Raw genomic sequence first — 17,552 nt, forward strand, 5'->3', positions numbered from 1 at the left:
GTTATGGCATATAACGAGCAAAAGCGCGACGAAGGCTACATTGAGAAGCTGGTTCAAGTTAACCGCGTCGCCAAGACTGTAAAAGGTGGTCGTATCTTCACTTTCACCGCGTTGACCGTGGTGGGTGATGGTAAAGGCCGTGTAGGTTTCGGTCGTGGCAAATCCCGTGAAGTGCCGGCAGCCATTCAGAAGGCCATGGAAGCGGCTCGCCGCAACATGATCCAGGTTGATCTGAACGGCACCACGCTGCAGTACGCCACCAAGGCGGCGCATGGCGCTTCCAAGGTCTACATGCAGCCCGCTTCCGAGGGTACCGGTGTGATCGCCGGTGGTGCTATGCGCGCCATCCTTGAAGTGGCTGGTGTGCAGAACGTCCTGGCTAAGTGCTACGGCTCTACCAATCCGGTGAACGTGGTTCATGCCACTTTCAAGGGGTTGAAGGCCATGCAGTCGCCTGAGTCGATCGCTGCCAAGCGTGGCAAGAGCGTCGAGGAGATTTCCTGATCATGGCTAACACCGTCAAGGTCACGCTGATTAAAAGCGTCAGCGGTCGTATCCCCAATCACAAGCTGTGCGTAAAGGGCCTCGGCCTTCGTCGCATTGGTCACACCGTCGAGGTTCAGGACACTCCTGAGAATCGCGGCATGATCAACAAGGCTTATTACATGCTCCGTGTGGAGGGCTAAGCCATGCAACTGAACGATCTGCGTTCTGCGCCGGGTGCCCGTCGCGAAAAGCTTCGTCCTGGTCGTGGTATCGGTAGCGGTCTGGGTAAGACCGGTGGCCGTGGTCACAAGGGTCAGACTTCCCGTTCCGGCGGCAAGATTGCTCCAGGGTTCGAGGGCGGTCAGCAGCCATTGCATCGTCGTCTGCCGAAGTTCGGCTTCGTTTCGCTGAAGGCCATGGATCGCGCAGAAGTGCGCACATCCGAGCTGGCCAAGGTCGAAGGCGATGTTGTCTCCGTGCAGAGCCTCAAGGATGCCAACGTCATCAACCAAAACGTGCAGCGTGTGAAAGTCATGCTGTCCGGTGAAGTTGGTCGCGCTGTGACCCTGAAAGGCATCGCCGCCACCAAAGGTGCGCGTGCGGCTATCGAAGCAGCTGGCGGCAAGTTCGAGGAATAAATGGCTAAGCAAGGTGCTCTCTCCGCGCTGAGTAATGGCGGGCTGTCTGAACTCTGGGCTCGTCTGCGCTTTTTGCTGATGGCGATTATCGTCTATCGGATAGGGGCGCACATCCCGGTGCCGGGGATCAATCCCGACAGGTTGGCCGAGCTGTTCCGTCAGAACGAAGGGACCATCCTTAGTCTGTTCAACATGTTTTCAGGTGGTGCGCTGGAGCGCATGAGCATCTTTGCTTTGGGGATCATGCCGTACATTTCGGCATCGATCATCATGCAGCTCATGACTGCTGTCAGTCCGCAACTTGAGCAGTTGAAAAAGGAAGGCGAGGCCGGTCGCCGCAAGATTAGCCAGTACACGCGCTATCTAGCGCTCGTTCTGGCGATCGTGCAGGCCATTGGCATGTCCGTCGGTCTGGCCGGTCAAGGGGTCGCATTCAGCAGTGACTTCGGCTTCTACTTCGTCGCCATCACGACGTTTGTGGCGGGTGCGATGTTCATGATGTGGCTGGGTGAGCAGATCACCGAGCGCGGTGTCGGTAACGGCATTTCGATGTTGATTTTTGCTGGTATCGTTGCTGGCTTGCCGGGCGCCCTTGGGCAGTCCTTCGAGTCGGCTCGCCAGGGTGATGTCAATATCATTGCGCTGTTGGCAGTGGGTCTGCTGGCCGTTGCGATCATTGGTTTCGTGGTCTTCATTGAGCGTGGTCAGCGGCGAATTGCGGTGCACTACGCCAAGCGTCAGCAGGGTCGTAAGGTTTTCGCTGCGCAGACAAGCCACTTGCCTTTGAAGGTCAATATGGCTGGTGTGATTCCGGCAATTTTTGCGAGCAGCATTCTGTTGTTCCCGGCTTCGTTGGGTCAGTGGTTTGGTCAGTCCGAAAGCATGAGCTGGCTGGCTGATATCTCGCAGGCGATCGCTCCCGGTCAGCCGTTGAACATCCTTTTGTTCAGTGCCGGCATTATCTTCTTCTGCTTCTTCTATACGGCGTTGATGTTCAACCCTAAAGACGTCGCAGAAAACTTGAAGAAGTCCGGTGCGTTTATTCCAGGGATTCGTCCTGGTGAGCAGTCGGCGCGCTATATCGATGGTGTGCTGACCCGCTTGACCTTGTTCGGCGCCCTGTACATGACGGCTGTTTGCTTGCTTCCTCAGTTCCTTGTGGTAGCCGCAAATGTGCCGTTCTACCTTGGCGGGACCTCGTTGCTGATTGTGGTCGTGGTTGTAATGGACTTTATGTCCCAAGTGCAGTCACACCTGATGTCCCACCAGTACGATTCCCTGATGAAAAAAGCCAACCTGAAGGGCTACGGCAGCGGAATGCTCCGCTGAAGTCGGCTCGTAAGGTTCTAGGAGTTGGTCATGAAAGTTCGTGCATCGGTTAAAAAGCTGTGCCGCAACTGCAAGATCGTTCGTCGCGAAGGCGTCGTTCGAGTGATCTGCAGCGCAGAACCGCGACACAAACAGCGCCAAGGCTGAGTGTGAGCTAAGGCTCGAGCCCGGTAGCTAGTGCGCTGCCGGGTTGATTATTTGTTATTACAGCGTTAGTATCTCGCGCCCTTTTCTTGGCTTCCGGGGCGTTGGGTAGCTGTCAATTGGAGTTTCACTGAATGGCCCGTATTGCAGGCGTAAACATTCCGGATAACAAGCACACTGTTATCTCGCTGACCTACATCTATGGTGTTGGTCGCACTCGCGCACAGACAATCTGTGCCGCTACCGGTGTAAACCCGGCAGCAAAAATCAAGGATCTTAGTGACGAGCAGGTTGAACTGCTTCGTGGCGAAGTGGGCAAGTTCATCGTTGAAGGTGACCTGCGTCGCGAAGTCAACATGAAGATCAAGCGCTTGATGGACCTGGGTTGCTATCGCGGCCTGCGTCATCGTCGTGGTCTGCCGGTCCGCGGTCAGCGTACCAAGACCAACGCTCGTACCCGTAAGGGTCCGCGTAAGCCGATCCGCAAGTAATCGCATTAGCGCATCGACAGGAATCTAATCATGGCAAAACCTGCTGCTCGTCCTCGTAAAAAAGTAAAAAAGACGGTGGTTGATGGCATCGCCCATATCCACGCTTCTTTTAACAACACCATCATCACTATCACCGACCGTCAGGGCAATGCGTTGTCCTGGGCGACGTCTGGTGGATCCGGCTTCCGCGGTTCACGTAAGAGCACCCCGTTCGCTGCCCAGGTGGCTGCCGAGCGTGCTGGTCAAGCTGCGCTGGAGTATGGCCTGAAGAACCTAGACGTTAACGTCAAGGGTCCTGGTCCGGGTCGTGAATCTGCCGTTCGTGCATTGAATGGTTGTGGTTATAAAATCGCCAGCATCACCGACGTGACGCCGATCCCGCACAACGGGTGCCGTCCGCCGAAGAAGCGCCGCGTGTAATCAGGAGACAGTGAGAAATGGCTCGTTATATTGGTCCCAAGTGCAAACTGTCTCGTCGTGAAGGCACCGATCTCTTCTTGAAGAGTGGTGTGCGCGCGCTCGAATCGAAGTGCAACATCGAAACCCCACCGGGTGTTCACGGTCAGCGTCGTGGTCGTTTGTCTGACTACGGTACCCAGTTGCGTGAGAAGCAAAAAGTCCGCCGGATCTATGGTGTTCTCGAGCGTCAGTTCAGCGGTTATTACAAGGAAGCTGCCAGCCGCAAGGGCGCTACCGGTGAAAACCTTCTGCAACTGCTCGAGTGCCGTCTGGATAACGTCGTGTATCGCATGGGCTTTGGCTCTACTCGTGCCGAATCGCGTCAGCTGGTCTCGCACAAGTCGATCAGCGTGAACGGTCAGACCGTGAACGTTCCGTCTTACCAGGTCAAAGCTGGTGACGTGGTAGCCGTTCGTGAGAAGTGCCGCAACCAGCTGCGTATCGCCCAAGCCCTTGAACTGTGCGTACAGCGCGGTCGCGTTGAATGGGTCGAAGTAGATGCCGACAAGAAATCCGGTGTTTTCAAGAATGTTCCGGCGCGCAGTGATCTGTCAGCCGACATTAACGAAAACCTGATTGTCGAGCTCTACTCCAAGTAAGGGCTAGAAAATAGGTGTATCCATGCAGATTTCGGTAAATGAGTTCCTGACCCCCCGCCATATCGATGTGCAGGTGGTCAGTCCGACCCGTGCCAAGATCACACTCGAGCCACTCGAGCGCGGTTTTGGCCATACCCTGGGCAACGCGCTGCGTCGTATTCTGTTGTCCTCCATGCCCGGCTGCGCTGTGGTCGAGGCTGAGATCGACGGTGTGCTCCACGAGTACAGCGCCATCGAGGGCGTGCAGGAAGATGTCATCGAAATCCTGCTGAACCTCAAAGGTATCGCCATCAAGCTGCACGGCCGTGATGAAGTGACCTTGAGCCTGGTGAAGAAGGGCGCGGGCGCTGTTACCGCTGCCGATATCCAGCTGGATCACGATGTCGAAATCGTCAATGGTGATCACCTGATCGCCAACCTGGCGGCTAATGGTTCGATCAACATGAAGCTGAAGGTCGCTCGCGGCCGTGGCTACGAGCCGGCTGATGCGCGTCAGAGCGATGAAGATGAAAGCCGCAGTATTGGCCGTCTTCAGCTCGACGCAACCTTCAGCCCGGTCCGTCGCGTGGCTTATGTTGTCGAAAATGCTCGTGTTGAGCAGCGTACCAACTTGGACAAGCTGGTTATCGACCTGGAAACCAACGGAACCCTGGATCCTGAAGAAGCGATCCGTCGTGCCGCGACCATTCTGCAGCAGCAGTTGGCCGCGTTCGTCGACCTCAAGGGTGACAGCGAGCCGGTCGTGGTCGAGCAGGAAGACGAGATCGATCCGATCCTGTTGCGTCCAGTTGACGATTTGGAACTGACCGTACGTTCGGCGAACTGCCTCAAGGCAGAAAACATCTACTACATCGGTGATCTGATTCAGCGCACCGAAGTCGAGCTGTTGAAGACGCCGAACCTGGGCAAGAAATCTCTGACCGAAATCAAAGATGTTCTGGCTTCTCGTGGTCTGTCCCTCGGCATGCGCCTCGACAATTGGCCGCCAGCCAGTCTCAAGAAGGACGATAAGGCTACGGCCTGATCGACCATAGTCACCGAACTGATCGTTTGGTAAGGAATTTCAATCATGCGTCATCGTAAAAGTGGCCGTCATCTCAGCCGCACAAGCGCTCACCGCAAGGCCATGTTCCAGAACATGGCGGTGTCGCTGTTCGAGCACGAACTGATCAAAACAACCCTGCCCAAGGCCAAGGAACTGCGTCGCGTAGCTGAGCCGCTGATCACTTTGGCTAAGGAAGACAGCGTCGCTAACCGTCGCCTGGCTTTCGACCGTACTCGCTCCAAGGCTATCGTTGGCAAGCTGTTCAACGATCTCGGCCCGCGTTATGCCACCCGTCAAGGTGGTTACCTGCGTATTCTCAAGTGCGGATTCCGCGCCGGGGACAATGCGCCGATGGCTTACGTTGAGCTGGTTGACCGTCCGGTCACTGGTGAAGTGGAAGCTGCTGAGTAAGTTTTGCTTGCTTAAAAAAACCGAGCGTATGCTCGGTTTTTTTATGCGGGTAGATTAGTTCCTGGTTATTGCTCTGCTCTGATTGATGTGTTGGCTTTCTGAAGGCATCTCTCTAGAACATCAGGGCAATCGCCTGGCATTCAGCTCAAGGAGATATGAGCGAAACATGGCCGCTTAAGATAGCTGCTCTTCGTTTGCTGCGAATCACAGTTCGTTAGGCCGGTGGTCATGGGCTCGCTATGTATCTGCTCGTTCAGCCACGCGCGCGTTACGGTTGTTGGCGGCAGGCAGGGAGACGTCGTCGACCGCCAATAGGGTGAGCGTCCCTCAGGAGGAATGAGGAATAGCCGGATAGCAGCTGATGCTAAAGCCGGGCGCTATACCCGGCTTCTATTGCTGTTAGGTCTTGTCGCGCTCCAGCAAGGGTCTTAGGAAGTGGCCGGTATGTGACTGGGGCATTGAGGCGACTTGTTCCGGTGTACCTGTTGCGATTATCTGCCCGCCCTTCGAGCCTCCTTCCGGTCCTAGATCGACTAGCCAGTCGGCCGTCTTGATCACATCCAGGTTGTGTTCGATGACTACCACCGTGTTGCCGTGGTCGCGCAGCCTGTGCAAGACGTCCAGCAGTTGCTGAATATCGGCAAAGTGCAAGCCGGTGGTTGGTTCATCGAGGATGTAGAGCGTCTTGCCGGTGTCGCGTTTGGAGAGTTCGCGTGACAATTTGACCCGCTGAGCCTCTCCGCCTGAAAGGGTGGTAGCGCTCTGTCCTAACTTGATATAGGAGAGCCCGACATCCATCAGCGTTTGCAGCTTGCGCGCCACCGCAGGGACCGGATCGAAGAATTCCCGGGCTTCTTCGATCGTCATTCCCAATACTTCCGTGATGCTCTTGCCTTTGTACTTCACCTCTAGTGTTTCGCGGTTATAGCGTTTGCCCTTGCATACGTCGCAGGGCACGTAGATGTCCGGAAGGAAGTGCATCTCCACCTTGATCACGCCGTCGCCCTGGCAGGCTTCGCATCTCCCACCTTTGACGTTGAAGGAAAAGCGCCCGGGGCCATAGCCGCGTGAACGTGCTTCCGGCACGCCAGCAAAGAGTTCTCGAATAGGCGTGAAAAGCCCAGTGTAGGTGGCCGGGTTGGAGCGTGGCGTACGGCCGATCGGGCTTTGGTCTATGTCCACCACCTTGTCCAGATGCTGCAGGCCGTCGAACGAATCGTGCGGCGACACTTCAAGAGTGGTAGCGCCGTTCAGGGCGGTGGCGGTGATCGGAAACAGCGTATTGTTGATTAGCGTCGATTTGCCCGACCCGGACACGCCGGTGATGCAGGTAAGCAGTCCAACCGGAATCTCTAGATCGACGTTACGTAGATTGTTGCCGCGGGCGCCTTTCAACCTCAGCAGTTTTTCAGGATCGCGCGGAGTGCGCTTTTCGGGGTAGAGGATCTTCACTCGGCCCGAAAGGTAGCCGCCTGTAAGCGAGGCGGGGTTACTCATTACCTCGTCTGGCGTGCCTTCAGCGACGATCTGGCCACCATGAACGCCGGCGCCCGGTCCGATATCGACCACATAATCCGCCATACGGATGGCGTCTTCGTCGTGCTCTACGACGATGACGGTATTGCCGATGTCCCGTAGGTGGCGAAGCGTGCCCAGCAGGCGCTCGTTGTCCCGCTGATGGAGCCCGATCGAAGGTTCGTCGAGGATGTACATGACGCCGACCAGGCCGGCACCAATCTGGCTCGCCAGGCGGATGCGCTGAGCTTCGCCGCCGGAGAGCGTGTCAGCGCTGCGGTCCAAGGTCAGATAATCGAGGCCCACATTGACCAGAAACTGGAGGCGCTCGCAGATTTCCTTGAGGATCTTATCGGCAATCTCGCCGCGGCGGCCGGGTAGCGTGAGCCCCCCGAAATACTCGGTGGCATCGCCAATTGGCAGCCCGGTCACTGCGGGTAGCGTCTTGTCGCCGACCCAGACATGGCGAGCTTCGCGGCGCAGCCGGGTGCCTCGACATTCCGGGCACGGCTGGGTGCTGAGATATTTGGCCAGTTCCTCACGCACCGAATTGGACTCGGTTTCGCGGTAACGGCGCTCGAGGTTGGGAATGATGCCCTCGAAGGGGTGCGAGCGTTTGACGATGTCGCCGCGGTCGTTCAGGTAACGAAAGTCGACATTCTCCTTGCCGCTGCCGCGCAAAACGAACTTCTGCTGGTCAGGCGGTAGTGAGTCAAACGGTTCGTCGAGACTGAAGCCGTAATGCGAGGCGAGTGAACCGAGCATCTGAAAGTAATAGACGTTGCGGCGATCCCAGCCACGAATAGCACCTTCAGCCAGCGTCAGCTCGCCATTGACTAGGCGCTTGGCGTCGAAGAACTGTTTCACGCCAAGGCCGTCGCAGGTCGGGCAAGCCCCGGCTGGATTGTTGAACGAGAATAGCTTGGGCTCCAGCTCGCTGATCGAGTGCCCGCAGATGGGGCAGGCGAAGCGGGCGGAGAAAATCATCTCGTCGCTTTCATCCTCTTCCTCCATCGAGGCGACCAGAGCAATGCCGTCGGCGAGCTTCAATGCGGTTTCGAATGATTCAGCAAGTCGTTGCTGCAGATCGCTCCGGACCTTGAAGCGATCGACCACAACGTCGATGGAGTGTTTTTTCTGCTTGTCCAGCTTGGGCAGCTCATCAAGTTCGTAGAGCCGACCGTTTACCCGCGCGCGTACAAAGCCCTGAGCGCGCAGCTCGTCGAATACCGCCAAGTGCTCGCCCTTGCGCTCGCGGATGACCGGGGCTAGCAGCATCAGCTTGCGGCCTTCCGGCAGTGCAAGCACCTGGTCGACCATCTGGCTCACCGTCTGGGCCTCCAGTGGCGCGTCATGGTCGGGGCATCGTGGCGTGCCAGCGCGTGCATAGAGCAGCCGCAGGTAATCGTAGATCTCGGTAATGGTGCCAACCGTGGAGCGCGGATTGTGCGAGGTCGACTTTTGCTCAATGGAAATGGCAGGAGAGAGCCCTTCGATCGTATCGACGTCGGGCTTTTCCATTATCGAGAGGAATTGCCGGGCGTACGCCGATAGGGATTCGACGTAGCGGCGCTGGCCCTCGGCATAAAGCGTGTCGAAGGCCAGCGAGGACTTGCCCGAACCGGACAGGCCTGTGATCACGATCAGTTTGTCGCGTGGCAAGGTCAGGTCGATGTTTTTCAGGTTGTGGGTACGAGCCCCACGAATCAGAATCTTGTCCAAAGCAGCCTCGCATGGCGGGCGAAAACCCGAAAGTATACGGCCAGGGGCGACATCGCGGCAAAGTAGCGAGCCTGTGCCGAGCAGGGGATGACTGCTAGAATCGCCGCCGGTTAATTCAAGCGAGACCCCACATGCATGATCCTTACAGCGAGCGCATGAGCGCTAGCGAAACCCGTGCAGCCTCCGGCTTAGCCCTGGTTTTCGCGTTTCGCATGCTCGGCATGTTCATGGTTCTGCCGGTGCTGGCAACCTATGGTATGGATCTGCAGGGCGCAACGCCGGCACTCATTGGTCTCGCCATTGGTGCTTATGGTTTGACCCAAGCGATGCTGCAAATTCCGTTCGGAATGATTTCCGATCGAATTGGACGCCTTCCGGTGATCTATTTCGGGCTACTGATCTTTGCCGCTGGCGCTGTGCTCGCCGCAACGGCCGACACCATCTGGGGGGTTATCGCCGGTCGCGTCCTGCAAGGGGCAGGTGCAATTTCGGCTGCGGTAATGGCCTTACTATCCGACCTGACTCGGGAACAGCATCGCACCAAAGCAATGGCGATGATTGGCATGAGCATCGGCGTATCGTTCGCGGTGGCGATGGTTGTCGGTCCGCTACTGACAAGCGCATTCGGACTCTCAGGGTTGTTCTGGGTAACGGGAGGCATGGCGGTGCTGGGCATTCTCGTCGTAGCCGTGCTTCCGCGCGCGCCAGCACATATCCGGCACCGCGAATCAGGGGTCGCCAGACAGGCGCTGGGAGCAACGCTTCGCCATCCAGACCTGCTGCGGCTTGATTTCAGTATTTTCGCGCTCCATGCCGTTCTCATGGCCAGCTTCGTGGCGTTGCCGTTAGCGCTTGTGAATGAAGCCGCTTTGCCCAAGGAAGAGCATTGGTGGGTGTACCTCACCGCACTGGTGGTGGGTTTCTTCGGCATGGTGCCTTTCATCATATATGGGGAAAAGAAGCGCCAGATGAAGCGCGTGGTACTTGGCGCGGTAGCCGTACTGGTGCTCTCCGAGTTGTTTCTCTGGTGGTTCGGCAATCGGCTCTGGTCGCTGGTCGCCGGCATGATCGTGTTCTTCATCGCATTCAACTTGCTGGAAGCTTCGTTACCGTCGCTGATTAGCAAGGTCGCCCCCGCAGGTGGCAAGGGAACGGCGATGGGGATTTACTCAACGAGTCAGTTTCTCGGCTCCGGCCTGGGCGGCGTGCTTGGCGGTTGGCTCTATCAGCAGGGTGGGCTAGGCCTGGTATTTGCTGGTTGTGCAGCGCTCTGCGCGCTCTGGTTTGCCGTGACTTGGAGTATGCGTGAGCCTCCCTATGTCACGGGGCTTCGTCTGCCGCTGTCGGCCGGGGCTGCGCGTAATCCCGCACTCACGGAACAGATGATGGCGGTCCCTGGTGTGTCCGACGCAGTGGTCATCGTCGAGGAGGCCGCTGCTTATGTGAAGGTGGACCTGAAGGCGCTGGATCGAGCTGCACTGGATCACTTGGTGGCCTGATCGAGCGACGCCACATTGCCCGTCGACAAACTTGAGGCTTTGGGCATCGTCCGGTCGCGCCGGTTGGCCGACCTCCGGCGGTAGGGTAAGATTGCCGGTCATTGGTTGTTTCCCGATTGCGAGGATTTCAGCCAACTACATTCATGTTTCAGCAAAGGAGTTACCCATGGCCAGAGGGGTGAATAAAGTCATCTTGATCGGCAATGTCGGCGGCGACCCGGAAACCCGCTACATGCCCAATGGCAATGCGGTGACCAATATCACGCTGGCCACCACCGACAGCTGGAAAGACAAGCAGACTGGCCAGCAGCAGGAGCGCACCGAGTGGCATCGTGTCGTGCTGTTCGGCAAGGTTGCCGAGATTGCTGGCGAGTATCTGCGCAAGGGCTCGCAGTGTTATATCGAGGGTCGCCTGCAAACCCGAGAGTGGGAAAAGGATGGCGTCAAGCGCTACACCACGGAGGTGGTTGTGGACATGGGCGGCACCATGCAGCTACTCGGTGGCCGTGGTGGCAGTTCCGACGATGCGCCTCGTCAGTCTCAGCCACGCCCCCAGCGTGACTCCCAGCCGCAACAGCAACAACAATCGCGCCCGCAGTCTCAGCCGCAGCCTGCCCAGCAGCCGGCCCCGGACTACGACAGCTTCGACGACGATATCCCGTTCTAGAGTTCACTCCATGCGAATGCGCCTGATGCTGTTGGGCGGCGGTAATGCCCTGGGTCAGGCGCTTATCCGCCTGGGTGCCGAGGAGGACATCGGCTTCCTCGCGCCACGCCCACCCAGTCAGGGCTGGGATGCGCCAAGTCTGACTACTTTGCTCGACGATAACCGCCCGGATATCGTTATCAACCTCGCCTATTACTTCGACTGGTTCCAGAGCGGGCGTGTCGATGAAGCGGTACTCGCCAGTCAAGAGCGCGCAGTCGAGCGCCTGGCCGAACTGGGCCAGCATCATCAGTTTGTACTGATGCAGCCGTCCAGCTACCGCGTCTTTGATGGGGCCAGAACCACCTCCTACAGCGAGAAAGACGAGGTGGCGCCGTTGGATGCTCGCAGCTGCGCCCTTTGGCGTATGGAGCAGAGTGTGCGTTCGCTTTGCCCTCGGCACGTTTTGCTGCGGTTTGGTTGGTTGCTCGACGATAGCTCAGAGGGCTTGCTGGGTCGGTTCCTTCAGCGTCTTGAGCAGAACGACGAGCTGTGTCTCGCTGATGATCGTCGCGGCAACCCTACGCCCGTTGAAGATGCTGCGCGGGTCATTCTGGCTGTGTTGAAGCAGCTCGATTGCGAGGCGCCGTTGTGGGGCACCTATCACTATGGTGGGCACGAGGCGTCAACCCCGTTGGTGGTTGGCCAAGCGCTTCTGGCCGAAGCGGCTAACCATCGCCAGCTGGCGGTTGCGAGCCTGACTCCCATCGCACACGCCGCCTGCTCGGATGCAGCGGACGAGCCGCAGCATGGCGTGCTGGCGTGCAAGAAGATATTCAATACCTTCGGCATCAAGCCGCGCGCCTGGCGCACTGGGCTGCCGAGCCTGCTGGAGCGCTACTATCGACATGGCTGACTTGCCGATTCTGGTTACCGGTGGCGCCGGTTTCATTGGCTCCAACCTTATCGATGCGCTTGTCGCGCGAGGCTACCCTGTTAGGGTTCTGGACAACCTGTCCACCGGAAAACGCAGCAATTTACCGGACGATCCGAGCGTTGAGCTGATTGTGCGTGATGTGGCGGATGCACAAGCCATGCGCAGCGCAGTTCAGGGCTGTCGCGCCGTTGTGCACCTTGCCGCGGTGGCGTCGGTACAGGCTTCGGTCGATGACCCGGTTGGCACGCACCAGAGCAATCTGGTCGGTACGCTGAATTTGTGTGAGGCCATGCGCGAGACGGGCGTACGCCGGGTTGTTTTCGCTTCCAGCGCGGCGATCTACGGCAACAATGGCGAAGGCCAGCCCATCGACGAGGACACGCCCAAGGCGCCCTTGACTCCATACGCGGCGGACAAGCTGGCCAGCGAGCACTATCTCGATTTCTATCGGCGTCAGCATGGACTTGAGCCAGCAGTCTTCCGCTTCTTCAATATTTACGGCCCGCGGCAGGATCCATCCTCTCCCTATTCAGGTGTGATCAGCATTTTTACCGAGCGGGCACAGAAGGGATTGCCTATTGCTGTTTATGGGGATGGACAGCAGACCCGGGATTTCCTCTACGTAGGCGATCTGGTAGAGCTGCTGCTGCAGGCGCTAGAGCTGCCTGTTGTGGAGGTGGGGGCTGTAAATGTTGGTTTGAACCAGGCAACCTCTTTGAACCAGCTGCTCGATGCGGTTGGCGATGTGCTGGGCGGATTGCCCGAGGTGAGGTACCAGGCGGCGCGACAGGGAGATATCCGTCATTCGCGAGCTAACAATACGCGGCTGCTGCAGCGCTATCGTTTACCTGAGCCTGCTACCGGAATGCGCGACGGCCTGGCGAAATTGCTAGGTTTGTAGCGTTATCCGCGGGCATAGAAAAGGCGCCGAGAGGCGCCTTTGTCTTGTCTGAGATTCGGCAATGCCGACGGCTTCAGAACTTGTAGCCGAGACCGACCATGTAGACGAAGGGGTCGACGTCTACGTCGACTTTGACCTTGCCCAGTGCCGCGTGGTTGGAAGTGGCTTCAGTATCGATGTCGATATAGCGAACTTGGGCGTTGAGCATGATGTTGTCTGTGAGCATGTAATCCATGCCTACTTGCGCAGCCAGGCCCCAAGAATCTTTCAGGTCCAAGCCGTTGAAGCCATTGCCCTCAGCCTGGCTGCTCAACTTGTCGTCGAAGAACCATGTGTAGTTGACACCAGCCCCAGCATACGGTTGGAACGCCGACGTTTTATCCAGCGGGTAGTAGATAACGCTCAGGGTCGGCGGCAGGTGTTTGATGGTTCCGAATTTACCGTCCAGCGGTGCGCCAAGACCTTTGACGCCAACGTCGTGGCTGAACGGCGTAGCGGCCAGCAGTTCGATGCCGACTTTGTCGGTGACCATGTAGGCGAAGTTGAGGCCGAGCTGAGTATCGCTGTCGAGTGTTGCCTTCGTGCCAGCAAGCGGGCCGGTGACTGCGGTAGAGATAGAACTGCTATCTTCGTGCGGGTCAACGGTAATAGCACCAGCGCGAACGATGATGTCCCCGGCTTCGAAAGCCTGGGCGAAGGGGGCGGCCAGCGCCAGGGCCAGCACGGACGCGGTAAACAGGGTCTTACGCATAATGGAACTCCATCCAGACATGGTGTGTTGCGACTGGTGGCCATGGTAGGGCGTGCGGGCCCGCCGACTTTGATCCAGCTCAACGAAACGTTCCGCTTTATCCGAGCTGCGACGTATTGCCCGGGTTGCCTTCTTTTGCGGATCTAGATGATAATGTTTCTCTTTTCTGGTCTGACCTTCGTCTGCAAGGACCCATCAATGCAAGCCCTTATACCCCGCCTCTTGGCGGTCGCCGTGTTGCCCTGCTGCATGCAGCTCCATGCAGCTCCGCTGGACGCTGCGCTGGAAGAAAGCCAGCAGCTGGCTGCTGAGGCCAAAGCCTCGCAGGCGCGTATCGAGCAGCTCGATGACGCGACGCGGCAGATGCTCACCGAATACCGCAACGCCGTTCAGCAGGCGGAGGCCCTGAAGGCCTACAACGAGCAGCTGGTCGAGCTGACCGCTGCGCAGCGCAAGGAACTGGATGGATTCCAGCGTCAGTTGGACAGCATCGAACGCACCCAGGAAGCCGTTGCACCGCAGATGGGGCGGATGATCGAAGTGCTCGAGGAGTTCATCGCGGCAGACCTGCCGTTCCTCCCCGACGAGCGCGCCGATCGCCTCGCCAGCCTGCAGGACATGCAGGCGCGCGCAGACGTCAGCCTCGCTGAAAAATACCGGCGCATCCTCGAGGCCTATCAGATCGAGAGCGATTACGGACGTACCCTGGAAGCCTGGCGCGGTGAGCTGCCGGTCGAAGGTGGCAGCCGCAGCGTTGAATTCCTGCGCCTGGGGCGGACCATGCTGTATTACCAGACGCTGGATGCTCACGAAAGCGGTTGGTGGAATCCGCAGACCCGCGCCTGGGAAGTACTCGATGGCAGCGCGCGTCGACCAATCACCAAGGCCATCGCCATCGCTCGTCAACAGCAAGCCCCAACCTGGCTCGAACTGCCCATCAAGACCCTGGCCAAGGAGGCTGCGCAATGAGCCGCTTGTTGACGTTGTTGCTCATCGGCTTGTTGCCGGCAATGGTTCAGGCTGCCGAACCGTTGAGTCCTGACCAGCTGCTGCAGCGCATTCGCAGCGAACGCGCCGCGGAAGTCGACGCCATGCAAGCGCGCGAGCAGGCCTTTATCCAGAATCGCAGCGAGCAAGCCCAACTGCTGGCGCGAGCCAACGCCGCGCTTGAACAACAGAAAGCCGAAGCCGAGCGTCTGAAGACAGAATTCGACCGCCAGGAAGCCGCGTTGGCCGAGCAGGAAAAGCTGCTGGCGCAGCGCGTCGGTCACCTTGGAGAACTGTTCGGCGTGGTGCGGCAGAGTGCTGGTGACATCGCCGGGCAATGGCAGGACAGCCTGCTCAACGCGCAATACCCGGAGCGCCTGCAGCGTCTGCGGGCATTGGCGGAAAGCCGCACGCTGCCGTCAGCTGAGGATCTGGACAGCTTCTGGATGACCCTGCTTGAAGACCTTACGGCCAGTGGCCAGGTGGAGCGTGTTGAGCTGCCGGTAGTGGGCGTCGACGGGCAGCGCACCACCCAGCCGGTCCTGCGGGTCGGTAACTTCTCGGCGTTCACTGCCGATGATTTCCTTCGCTACGACAGCGACGCCCGCGAATTGCTGACGCCTAGCCGCCAGCCTGCCGGCATGGGGATGGTCAATGACTATGTCGACAGCAGCGAGGCGTTGGCCACTCTGCCGATCGACCCGAGCCGCGGCTCGTTGCTGGCTCAACTGCAGCGTCAGCCGCAACTGTGGGACCGCGTTCAGCAGGGCGGGCTGGTCGGCTGGGTGATTCTTGCCTTGGGTGCCGTCGGCCTGATCCTCGCCATCTGGCGCATGGTCTACCTGGCACGGGTTGGGCGAGCAGTGAGCCGGCAGACGCGCGAGCTCAATCAACCGCGTGACGACAACCCGCTGGGGCGCATCATCGGCGTGTTGGGACCGAAGCCACAGCTGTCCGATCTCGAGACGCTTGAGCTCAAGCTCGACGAGGCGATTCTTCAGGAAACACCGCCACTCGAACGCGGTCAGCCACTGCTCAAGTTGCTTAGCGCCGTCGCGCCGTTGCTCGGCCTGCTGGGTACGGTGACCGGCATGATCGTGACCTTCCAGGCGATTACGCAGAGTGGCGGTGGTGACTCTCGGCTGATGGCTGACGGTATTTCCCAGGCATTGGTAACCACGGTGTTGGGTCTGGTTGTAGCGATACCGCTGTTGTTCCTGCATAGCCTGCTGGCCAGCCGCAGCAAGGCGCTGATCCAGCTGCTCGAACAGCAAAGTGCTGGCCTGATCGCGCTGCATCTTTCGGGGACTCCGCGTCGTGACTGATCTGCATGGCCAATGGCTGCGTCTGGTCGACAGCGGTCATGCGCTGCTCGACTTCATGGCGGCGGGCGGCGCGGTGATGTGGGCGCTGGCTGCGCTGTGCGTACTGTATTGGACGCTGGTCTTCGAGCGTTTGTGGTTCATGCGCCGGGTGTTTCCGCGCTGGGTGGAAGCCCGTCGCCAGGCCTGGGGTCAGCTGCCCAACGAACCTGGCAGCTGGCAGCGCGCGGTACGCAGTGCCTGGCTCGCTCAAGCGCAGCAACAGCTTTCCGGCCCGCTGCGGATGAGCAAGACCATGGTGGCAATGTATCCGTTGCTCGGATTGCTTGGCACCGTGACCGGCATGATCGCGGTGTTCGATGTGTTGGCACTCAACGGTACCGGCAACCCCCGCGGCATGGCAGCGGGCGTATGGCAGGCGACCCTGCCGACCATGGCCGGCATGGTGCTGGCCATTACTGGACTGTTCAGCCTGGCGCGTCTCGAACGTATTTCGCGCCTGGCTCTCGACCGGCTGGCCGACCAGCTGCGTCACGATTGAGGATTTACGGATGCGTATGCGTCGTCATCATTATCAGCAGGAAGAAGATACCGGCATCGACTTGACGCCGATGCTCGACGTGGTCTTCATCATGCTGATCTTTTTTATCGTCACCAGCTCTTTCATCAAGGAGTCTGGCGTCGAGGTTCAGCGGCCACAGGCTGACACCGCCAGCGCGCAGGACAAAGGCAACATCCTGATTGCGGTGACGGCCGATGGTCAGGTCTGGATCGACAAGCAAGCCGTGGACGTCCGCAGCGTGAGGGCTCACGTCGAGCGCATGCGTGTCGACCAGCCGGAAGGCGCAGTCGTGGTGCAGGCCGATCAGGATGCGCGCACCGGTCTTGTGGTTCAGGTGATGGACCAGGCACGCCTCGCCGGGGTTCAGGACGTCGCCCTGGCCGCCAGTTCGGGAGCGCAGTGATGATTCGTGGACTGACCCGCGTCGGGTTGTCCTTCATCGCTGCCTGCGTGGTGGCGTTGCTGTTGTTTGCGTTGATGCTGAGCATGGTTAACCCGCCCCGTAGCGAGGTGACCGACGACCCGGTTGCCATCGCCAATTTCGTTCGAATGGACAACCGCAACGAAAGCACTGCGACCCGCTCGCGGCAGCAGGCACCGCAACCGCCTCAACCCAAGACACCCCAGACCCCAACGCCGCCGACACCGAGCATGGCCACCCCGAATCTGCCGAAGCTTGATCTGCCCTTGCCGAACATCGATACCGGTGTGTCGGTTGCAAGTGCGCCCGCGCCCAGCCTCGCGGGACTGACGGCCGCGTCCGCTCCGGCAGCACCGCCGGCACCTGCAGCGCCGTCAGCGGACGAGACGGCATCGCAATCTGGACCTGAGCAGGAGGTCATGCCGCTCAATGATGTGCGTCCCGAATATCCTTATCGGGCGCGTCAGCGCGGTATCGAGGGCCATATCAAGCTCGCGTTTACCATCACCGCCGCCGGTAAGGTCGAAAATATTCGAGTGATGGAGGCTTCGCCGCCGAACGTGTTTGATCGCGAGGCCCGTCGTGCTGCCGCCCGCTGGCGTTTCGCACCGCGTACCGAAAACGGTTCTGCGGTATCGCGCGAAGCCGTTAAAACCCTGAATTTCCGCCTGCAAGGAGAACGCTGAC

General features: G+C 59.0%; 21 protein-coding genes. 19 read left to right on the forward strand and 2 right to left on the reverse strand.

The annotated features are described in order from the left end of the window. The first annotated feature begins 3 nt into the window (after positions 1–3). The 10 genes from C1896_03260 to rplQ all read left to right on the forward strand — a co-directional run bounded on the left by C1896_03260 (position 4) and on the right by rplQ (position 5,602). On the forward strand, positions 4–504 hold the full coding sequence (locus C1896_03260; GenBank protein AZZ44015.1) for a 30S ribosomal protein S5: 501 nt from the start codon (positions 4–6) through the stop codon (positions 502–504). Positions 505–506: 2 nt separating this feature from the next. Next, positions 507–686, forward strand: a complete 180-nt coding sequence (locus C1896_03265) for a 50S ribosomal protein L30 (GenBank protein ID AZZ44016.1) — start codon at positions 507–509, stop codon at positions 684–686. 3 nt (positions 687–689) lie between these two features. Next, positions 690–1,124 carry a 50S ribosomal protein L15 gene (locus tag C1896_03270; GenBank protein ID AZZ44017.1) on the forward strand — a complete coding sequence of 145 codons (435 nt, stop codon included), beginning with the start codon at positions 690–692 and terminating at the stop codon, positions 1,122–1,124. Next, a complete protein-coding gene (locus tag C1896_03275; protein AZZ44018.1) occupies positions 1,125–2,453 on the forward strand; it encodes a preprotein translocase subunit SecY in 1,329 nt (442 codons plus the stop codon). 30 nt (positions 2,454–2,483) lie between these two features. Beyond that, entirely contained in the window at positions 2,484–2,600 is a 117-nt protein-coding gene (locus C1896_03280; GenBank protein ID AZZ44019.1) for a 50S ribosomal protein L36, read from the forward strand. A 131-nt stretch (positions 2,601–2,731) separates the two neighbouring features. Further along, complete coding sequence (locus C1896_03285) at positions 2,732–3,088, forward strand: 30S ribosomal protein S13 (protein AZZ44020.1); 357 nt, start codon at positions 2,732–2,734, stop codon at positions 3,086–3,088. 30 nt (positions 3,089–3,118) lie between these two features. After that, complete coding sequence (locus C1896_03290; GenBank protein ID AZZ44021.1) at positions 3,119–3,508, forward strand: 30S ribosomal protein S11; 390 nt, start codon at positions 3,119–3,121, stop codon at positions 3,506–3,508. A gap of 17 nt (positions 3,509–3,525) precedes the next feature. Continuing rightward, positions 3,526–4,146, forward strand: a complete 621-nt coding sequence (locus tag C1896_03295; protein ID AZZ44022.1) for a 30S ribosomal protein S4 — start codon at positions 3,526–3,528, stop codon at positions 4,144–4,146. Positions 4,147–4,168: 22 nt separating this feature from the next. Next, complete coding sequence (locus C1896_03300) at positions 4,169–5,170, forward strand: DNA-directed RNA polymerase subunit alpha (protein AZZ44023.1); 1,002 nt, start codon at positions 4,169–4,171, stop codon at positions 5,168–5,170. 45 nt (positions 5,171–5,215) lie between these two features. Next, on the forward strand, positions 5,216–5,602 hold the full coding sequence (rplQ, locus tag C1896_03305; GenBank protein AZZ44024.1) for a 50S ribosomal protein L17: 387 nt from the start codon (positions 5,216–5,218) through the stop codon (positions 5,600–5,602). A gap of 399 nt (positions 5,603–6,001) precedes the next feature. Here the strand turns inward: rplQ and C1896_03310 are convergent, their stop codons facing one another. After that, positions 6,002–8,839, reverse strand: coding sequence for an excinuclease ABC subunit UvrA (locus tag C1896_03310; GenBank protein ID AZZ44025.1), 2,838 nt, complete (start codon positions 8,837–8,839; stop codon positions 6,002–6,004). Positions 8,840–8,970: 131 nt separating this feature from the next. On the opposite strand from C1896_03310, the gene C1896_03315 reads away from it, so the two are divergent. From C1896_03315 to C1896_03330, 4 genes are all read left to right on the forward strand, one after another. Beyond that, entirely contained in the window at positions 8,971–10,338 is a 1,368-nt protein-coding gene (locus C1896_03315; protein ID AZZ44026.1) for an MFS transporter, read from the forward strand. A 166-nt stretch (positions 10,339–10,504) separates the two neighbouring features. After that, positions 10,505–11,005, forward strand: a complete 501-nt coding sequence (locus tag C1896_03320) for a single-stranded DNA-binding protein (GenBank protein AZZ44027.1) — start codon at positions 10,505–10,507, stop codon at positions 11,003–11,005. A gap of 10 nt (positions 11,006–11,015) precedes the next feature. Beyond that, entirely contained in the window at positions 11,016–11,900 is an 885-nt protein-coding gene (locus C1896_03325) for a dTDP-4-dehydrorhamnose reductase (GenBank protein ID AZZ44028.1), read from the forward strand. Then, positions 11,893–12,822, forward strand: coding sequence for an NAD-dependent dehydratase (locus tag C1896_03330; GenBank protein ID AZZ44029.1), 930 nt, complete (start codon positions 11,893–11,895; stop codon positions 12,820–12,822). Before C1896_03325 ends, C1896_03330 begins: the two co-directional genes overlap by 8 nt. Before the next feature lie 73 nt (positions 12,823–12,895). Here the strand turns inward: C1896_03330 and C1896_03335 are convergent, their stop codons facing one another. Next, positions 12,896–13,573, reverse strand: a complete 678-nt coding sequence (locus C1896_03335) for an outer membrane protein OmpW (protein ID AZZ44030.1) — start codon at positions 13,571–13,573, stop codon at positions 12,896–12,898. 198 nt (positions 13,574–13,771) lie between these two features. Here C1896_03335 and C1896_03340 point away from each other — a divergent pair, with 198 nt between their 5' ends. Genes C1896_03340 through C1896_03360 form a run of 5 tightly spaced genes read left to right on the forward strand, consistent with a single transcriptional unit; the run spans position 13,772 to position 17,551 of the window. Beyond that, positions 13,772–14,542 carry a hypothetical protein gene (locus tag C1896_03340; protein ID AZZ44031.1) on the forward strand — a complete coding sequence of 257 codons (771 nt, stop codon included), beginning with the start codon at positions 13,772–13,774 and terminating at the stop codon, positions 14,540–14,542. Next, complete coding sequence (locus C1896_03345) at positions 14,539–15,885, forward strand: flagellar motor protein MotA (protein ID AZZ44032.1); 1,347 nt, start codon at positions 14,539–14,541, stop codon at positions 15,883–15,885. Before C1896_03340 ends, C1896_03345 begins: the two co-directional genes overlap by 4 nt. Continuing rightward, positions 15,878–16,423, forward strand: coding sequence for a flagellar motor protein MotA (locus C1896_03350; GenBank protein ID AZZ44033.1), 546 nt, complete (start codon positions 15,878–15,880; stop codon positions 16,421–16,423). The genes C1896_03345 and C1896_03350 overlap by 8 nt, the downstream gene beginning before the upstream one ends. 10 nt (positions 16,424–16,433) lie before the next feature. Continuing rightward, complete coding sequence (locus C1896_03355; GenBank protein ID AZZ44034.1) at positions 16,434–16,847, forward strand: biopolymer transporter ExbD; 414 nt, start codon at positions 16,434–16,436, stop codon at positions 16,845–16,847. Continuing rightward, positions 16,847–17,551, forward strand: a complete 705-nt coding sequence (locus tag C1896_03360) for an energy transducer TonB (protein ID AZZ44035.1) — start codon at positions 16,847–16,849, stop codon at positions 17,549–17,551. The genes C1896_03355 and C1896_03360 overlap by 1 nt, the downstream gene beginning before the upstream one ends. Position 17,552: the final 1 nt, after the last annotated feature.

It is taken from the genome of Pseudomonadaceae bacterium SI-3 (genome assembly GCA_004010935.1).
Classification (GTDB): domain Bacteria; phylum Pseudomonadota; class Gammaproteobacteria; order Pseudomonadales; family Pseudomonadaceae; genus Stutzerimonas.

Excerpts from the sequence above, each read along its gene's own strand:
- C1896_03300 (AZZ44023.1), top strand. The coding sequence starts at position 4,169 with ATGCAGATTTCGGTAAATGAGTTCCTGACCCCCCGCCATATCGATGTG.
- C1896_03315 (AZZ44026.1), top strand. The coding sequence starts at position 8,971 with ATGCATGATCCTTACAGCGAGCGCATGAGCGCTAGCGAAACCCGTGCA.
- C1896_03345 (AZZ44032.1), top strand. The coding sequence starts at position 14,539 with ATGAGCCGCTTGTTGACGTTGTTGCTCATCGGCTTGTTGCCGGCAATG.
- C1896_03290 (AZZ44021.1), top strand. The coding sequence starts at position 3,119 with ATGGCAAAACCTGCTGCTCGTCCTCGTAAAAAAGTAAAAAAGACGGTG.
- C1896_03320 (AZZ44027.1), top strand. The coding sequence starts at position 10,505 with ATGGCCAGAGGGGTGAATAAAGTCATCTTGATCGGCAATGTCGGCGGC.
- C1896_03325 (AZZ44028.1), top strand. The coding sequence starts at position 11,016 with ATGCGAATGCGCCTGATGCTGTTGGGCGGCGGTAATGCCCTGGGTCAG.
- rplQ (AZZ44024.1), top strand. The coding sequence starts at position 5,216 with ATGCGTCATCGTAAAAGTGGCCGTCATCTCAGCCGCACAAGCGCTCAC.
- C1896_03270 (AZZ44017.1), top strand. The coding sequence starts at position 690 with ATGCAACTGAACGATCTGCGTTCTGCGCCGGGTGCCCGTCGCGAAAAG.
- C1896_03330 (AZZ44029.1), top strand. The coding sequence starts at position 11,893 with ATGGCTGACTTGCCGATTCTGGTTACCGGTGGCGCCGGTTTCATTGGC.
- C1896_03260 (AZZ44015.1), top strand. The coding sequence starts at position 4 with ATGGCATATAACGAGCAAAAGCGCGACGAAGGCTACATTGAGAAGCTG.
- C1896_03360 (AZZ44035.1), top strand. The coding sequence starts at position 16,847 with ATGATTCGTGGACTGACCCGCGTCGGGTTGTCCTTCATCGCTGCCTGC.
- C1896_03280 (AZZ44019.1), top strand. The coding sequence starts at position 2,484 with ATGAAAGTTCGTGCATCGGTTAAAAAGCTGTGCCGCAACTGCAAGATC.
- C1896_03355 (AZZ44034.1), top strand. The coding sequence starts at position 16,434 with ATGCGTATGCGTCGTCATCATTATCAGCAGGAAGAAGATACCGGCATC.
- C1896_03295 (AZZ44022.1), top strand. The coding sequence starts at position 3,526 with ATGGCTCGTTATATTGGTCCCAAGTGCAAACTGTCTCGTCGTGAAGGC.
- C1896_03275 (AZZ44018.1), top strand. The coding sequence starts at position 1,125 with ATGGCTAAGCAAGGTGCTCTCTCCGCGCTGAGTAATGGCGGGCTGTCT.
- C1896_03340 (AZZ44031.1), top strand. The coding sequence starts at position 13,772 with ATGCAAGCCCTTATACCCCGCCTCTTGGCGGTCGCCGTGTTGCCCTGC.
- C1896_03285 (AZZ44020.1), top strand. The coding sequence starts at position 2,732 with ATGGCCCGTATTGCAGGCGTAAACATTCCGGATAACAAGCACACTGTT.
- C1896_03335 (AZZ44030.1), bottom strand. The coding sequence starts at position 13,573 with ATGCGTAAGACCCTGTTTACCGCGTCCGTGCTGGCCCTGGCGCTGGCC.
- C1896_03265 (AZZ44016.1), top strand. The coding sequence starts at position 507 with ATGGCTAACACCGTCAAGGTCACGCTGATTAAAAGCGTCAGCGGTCGT.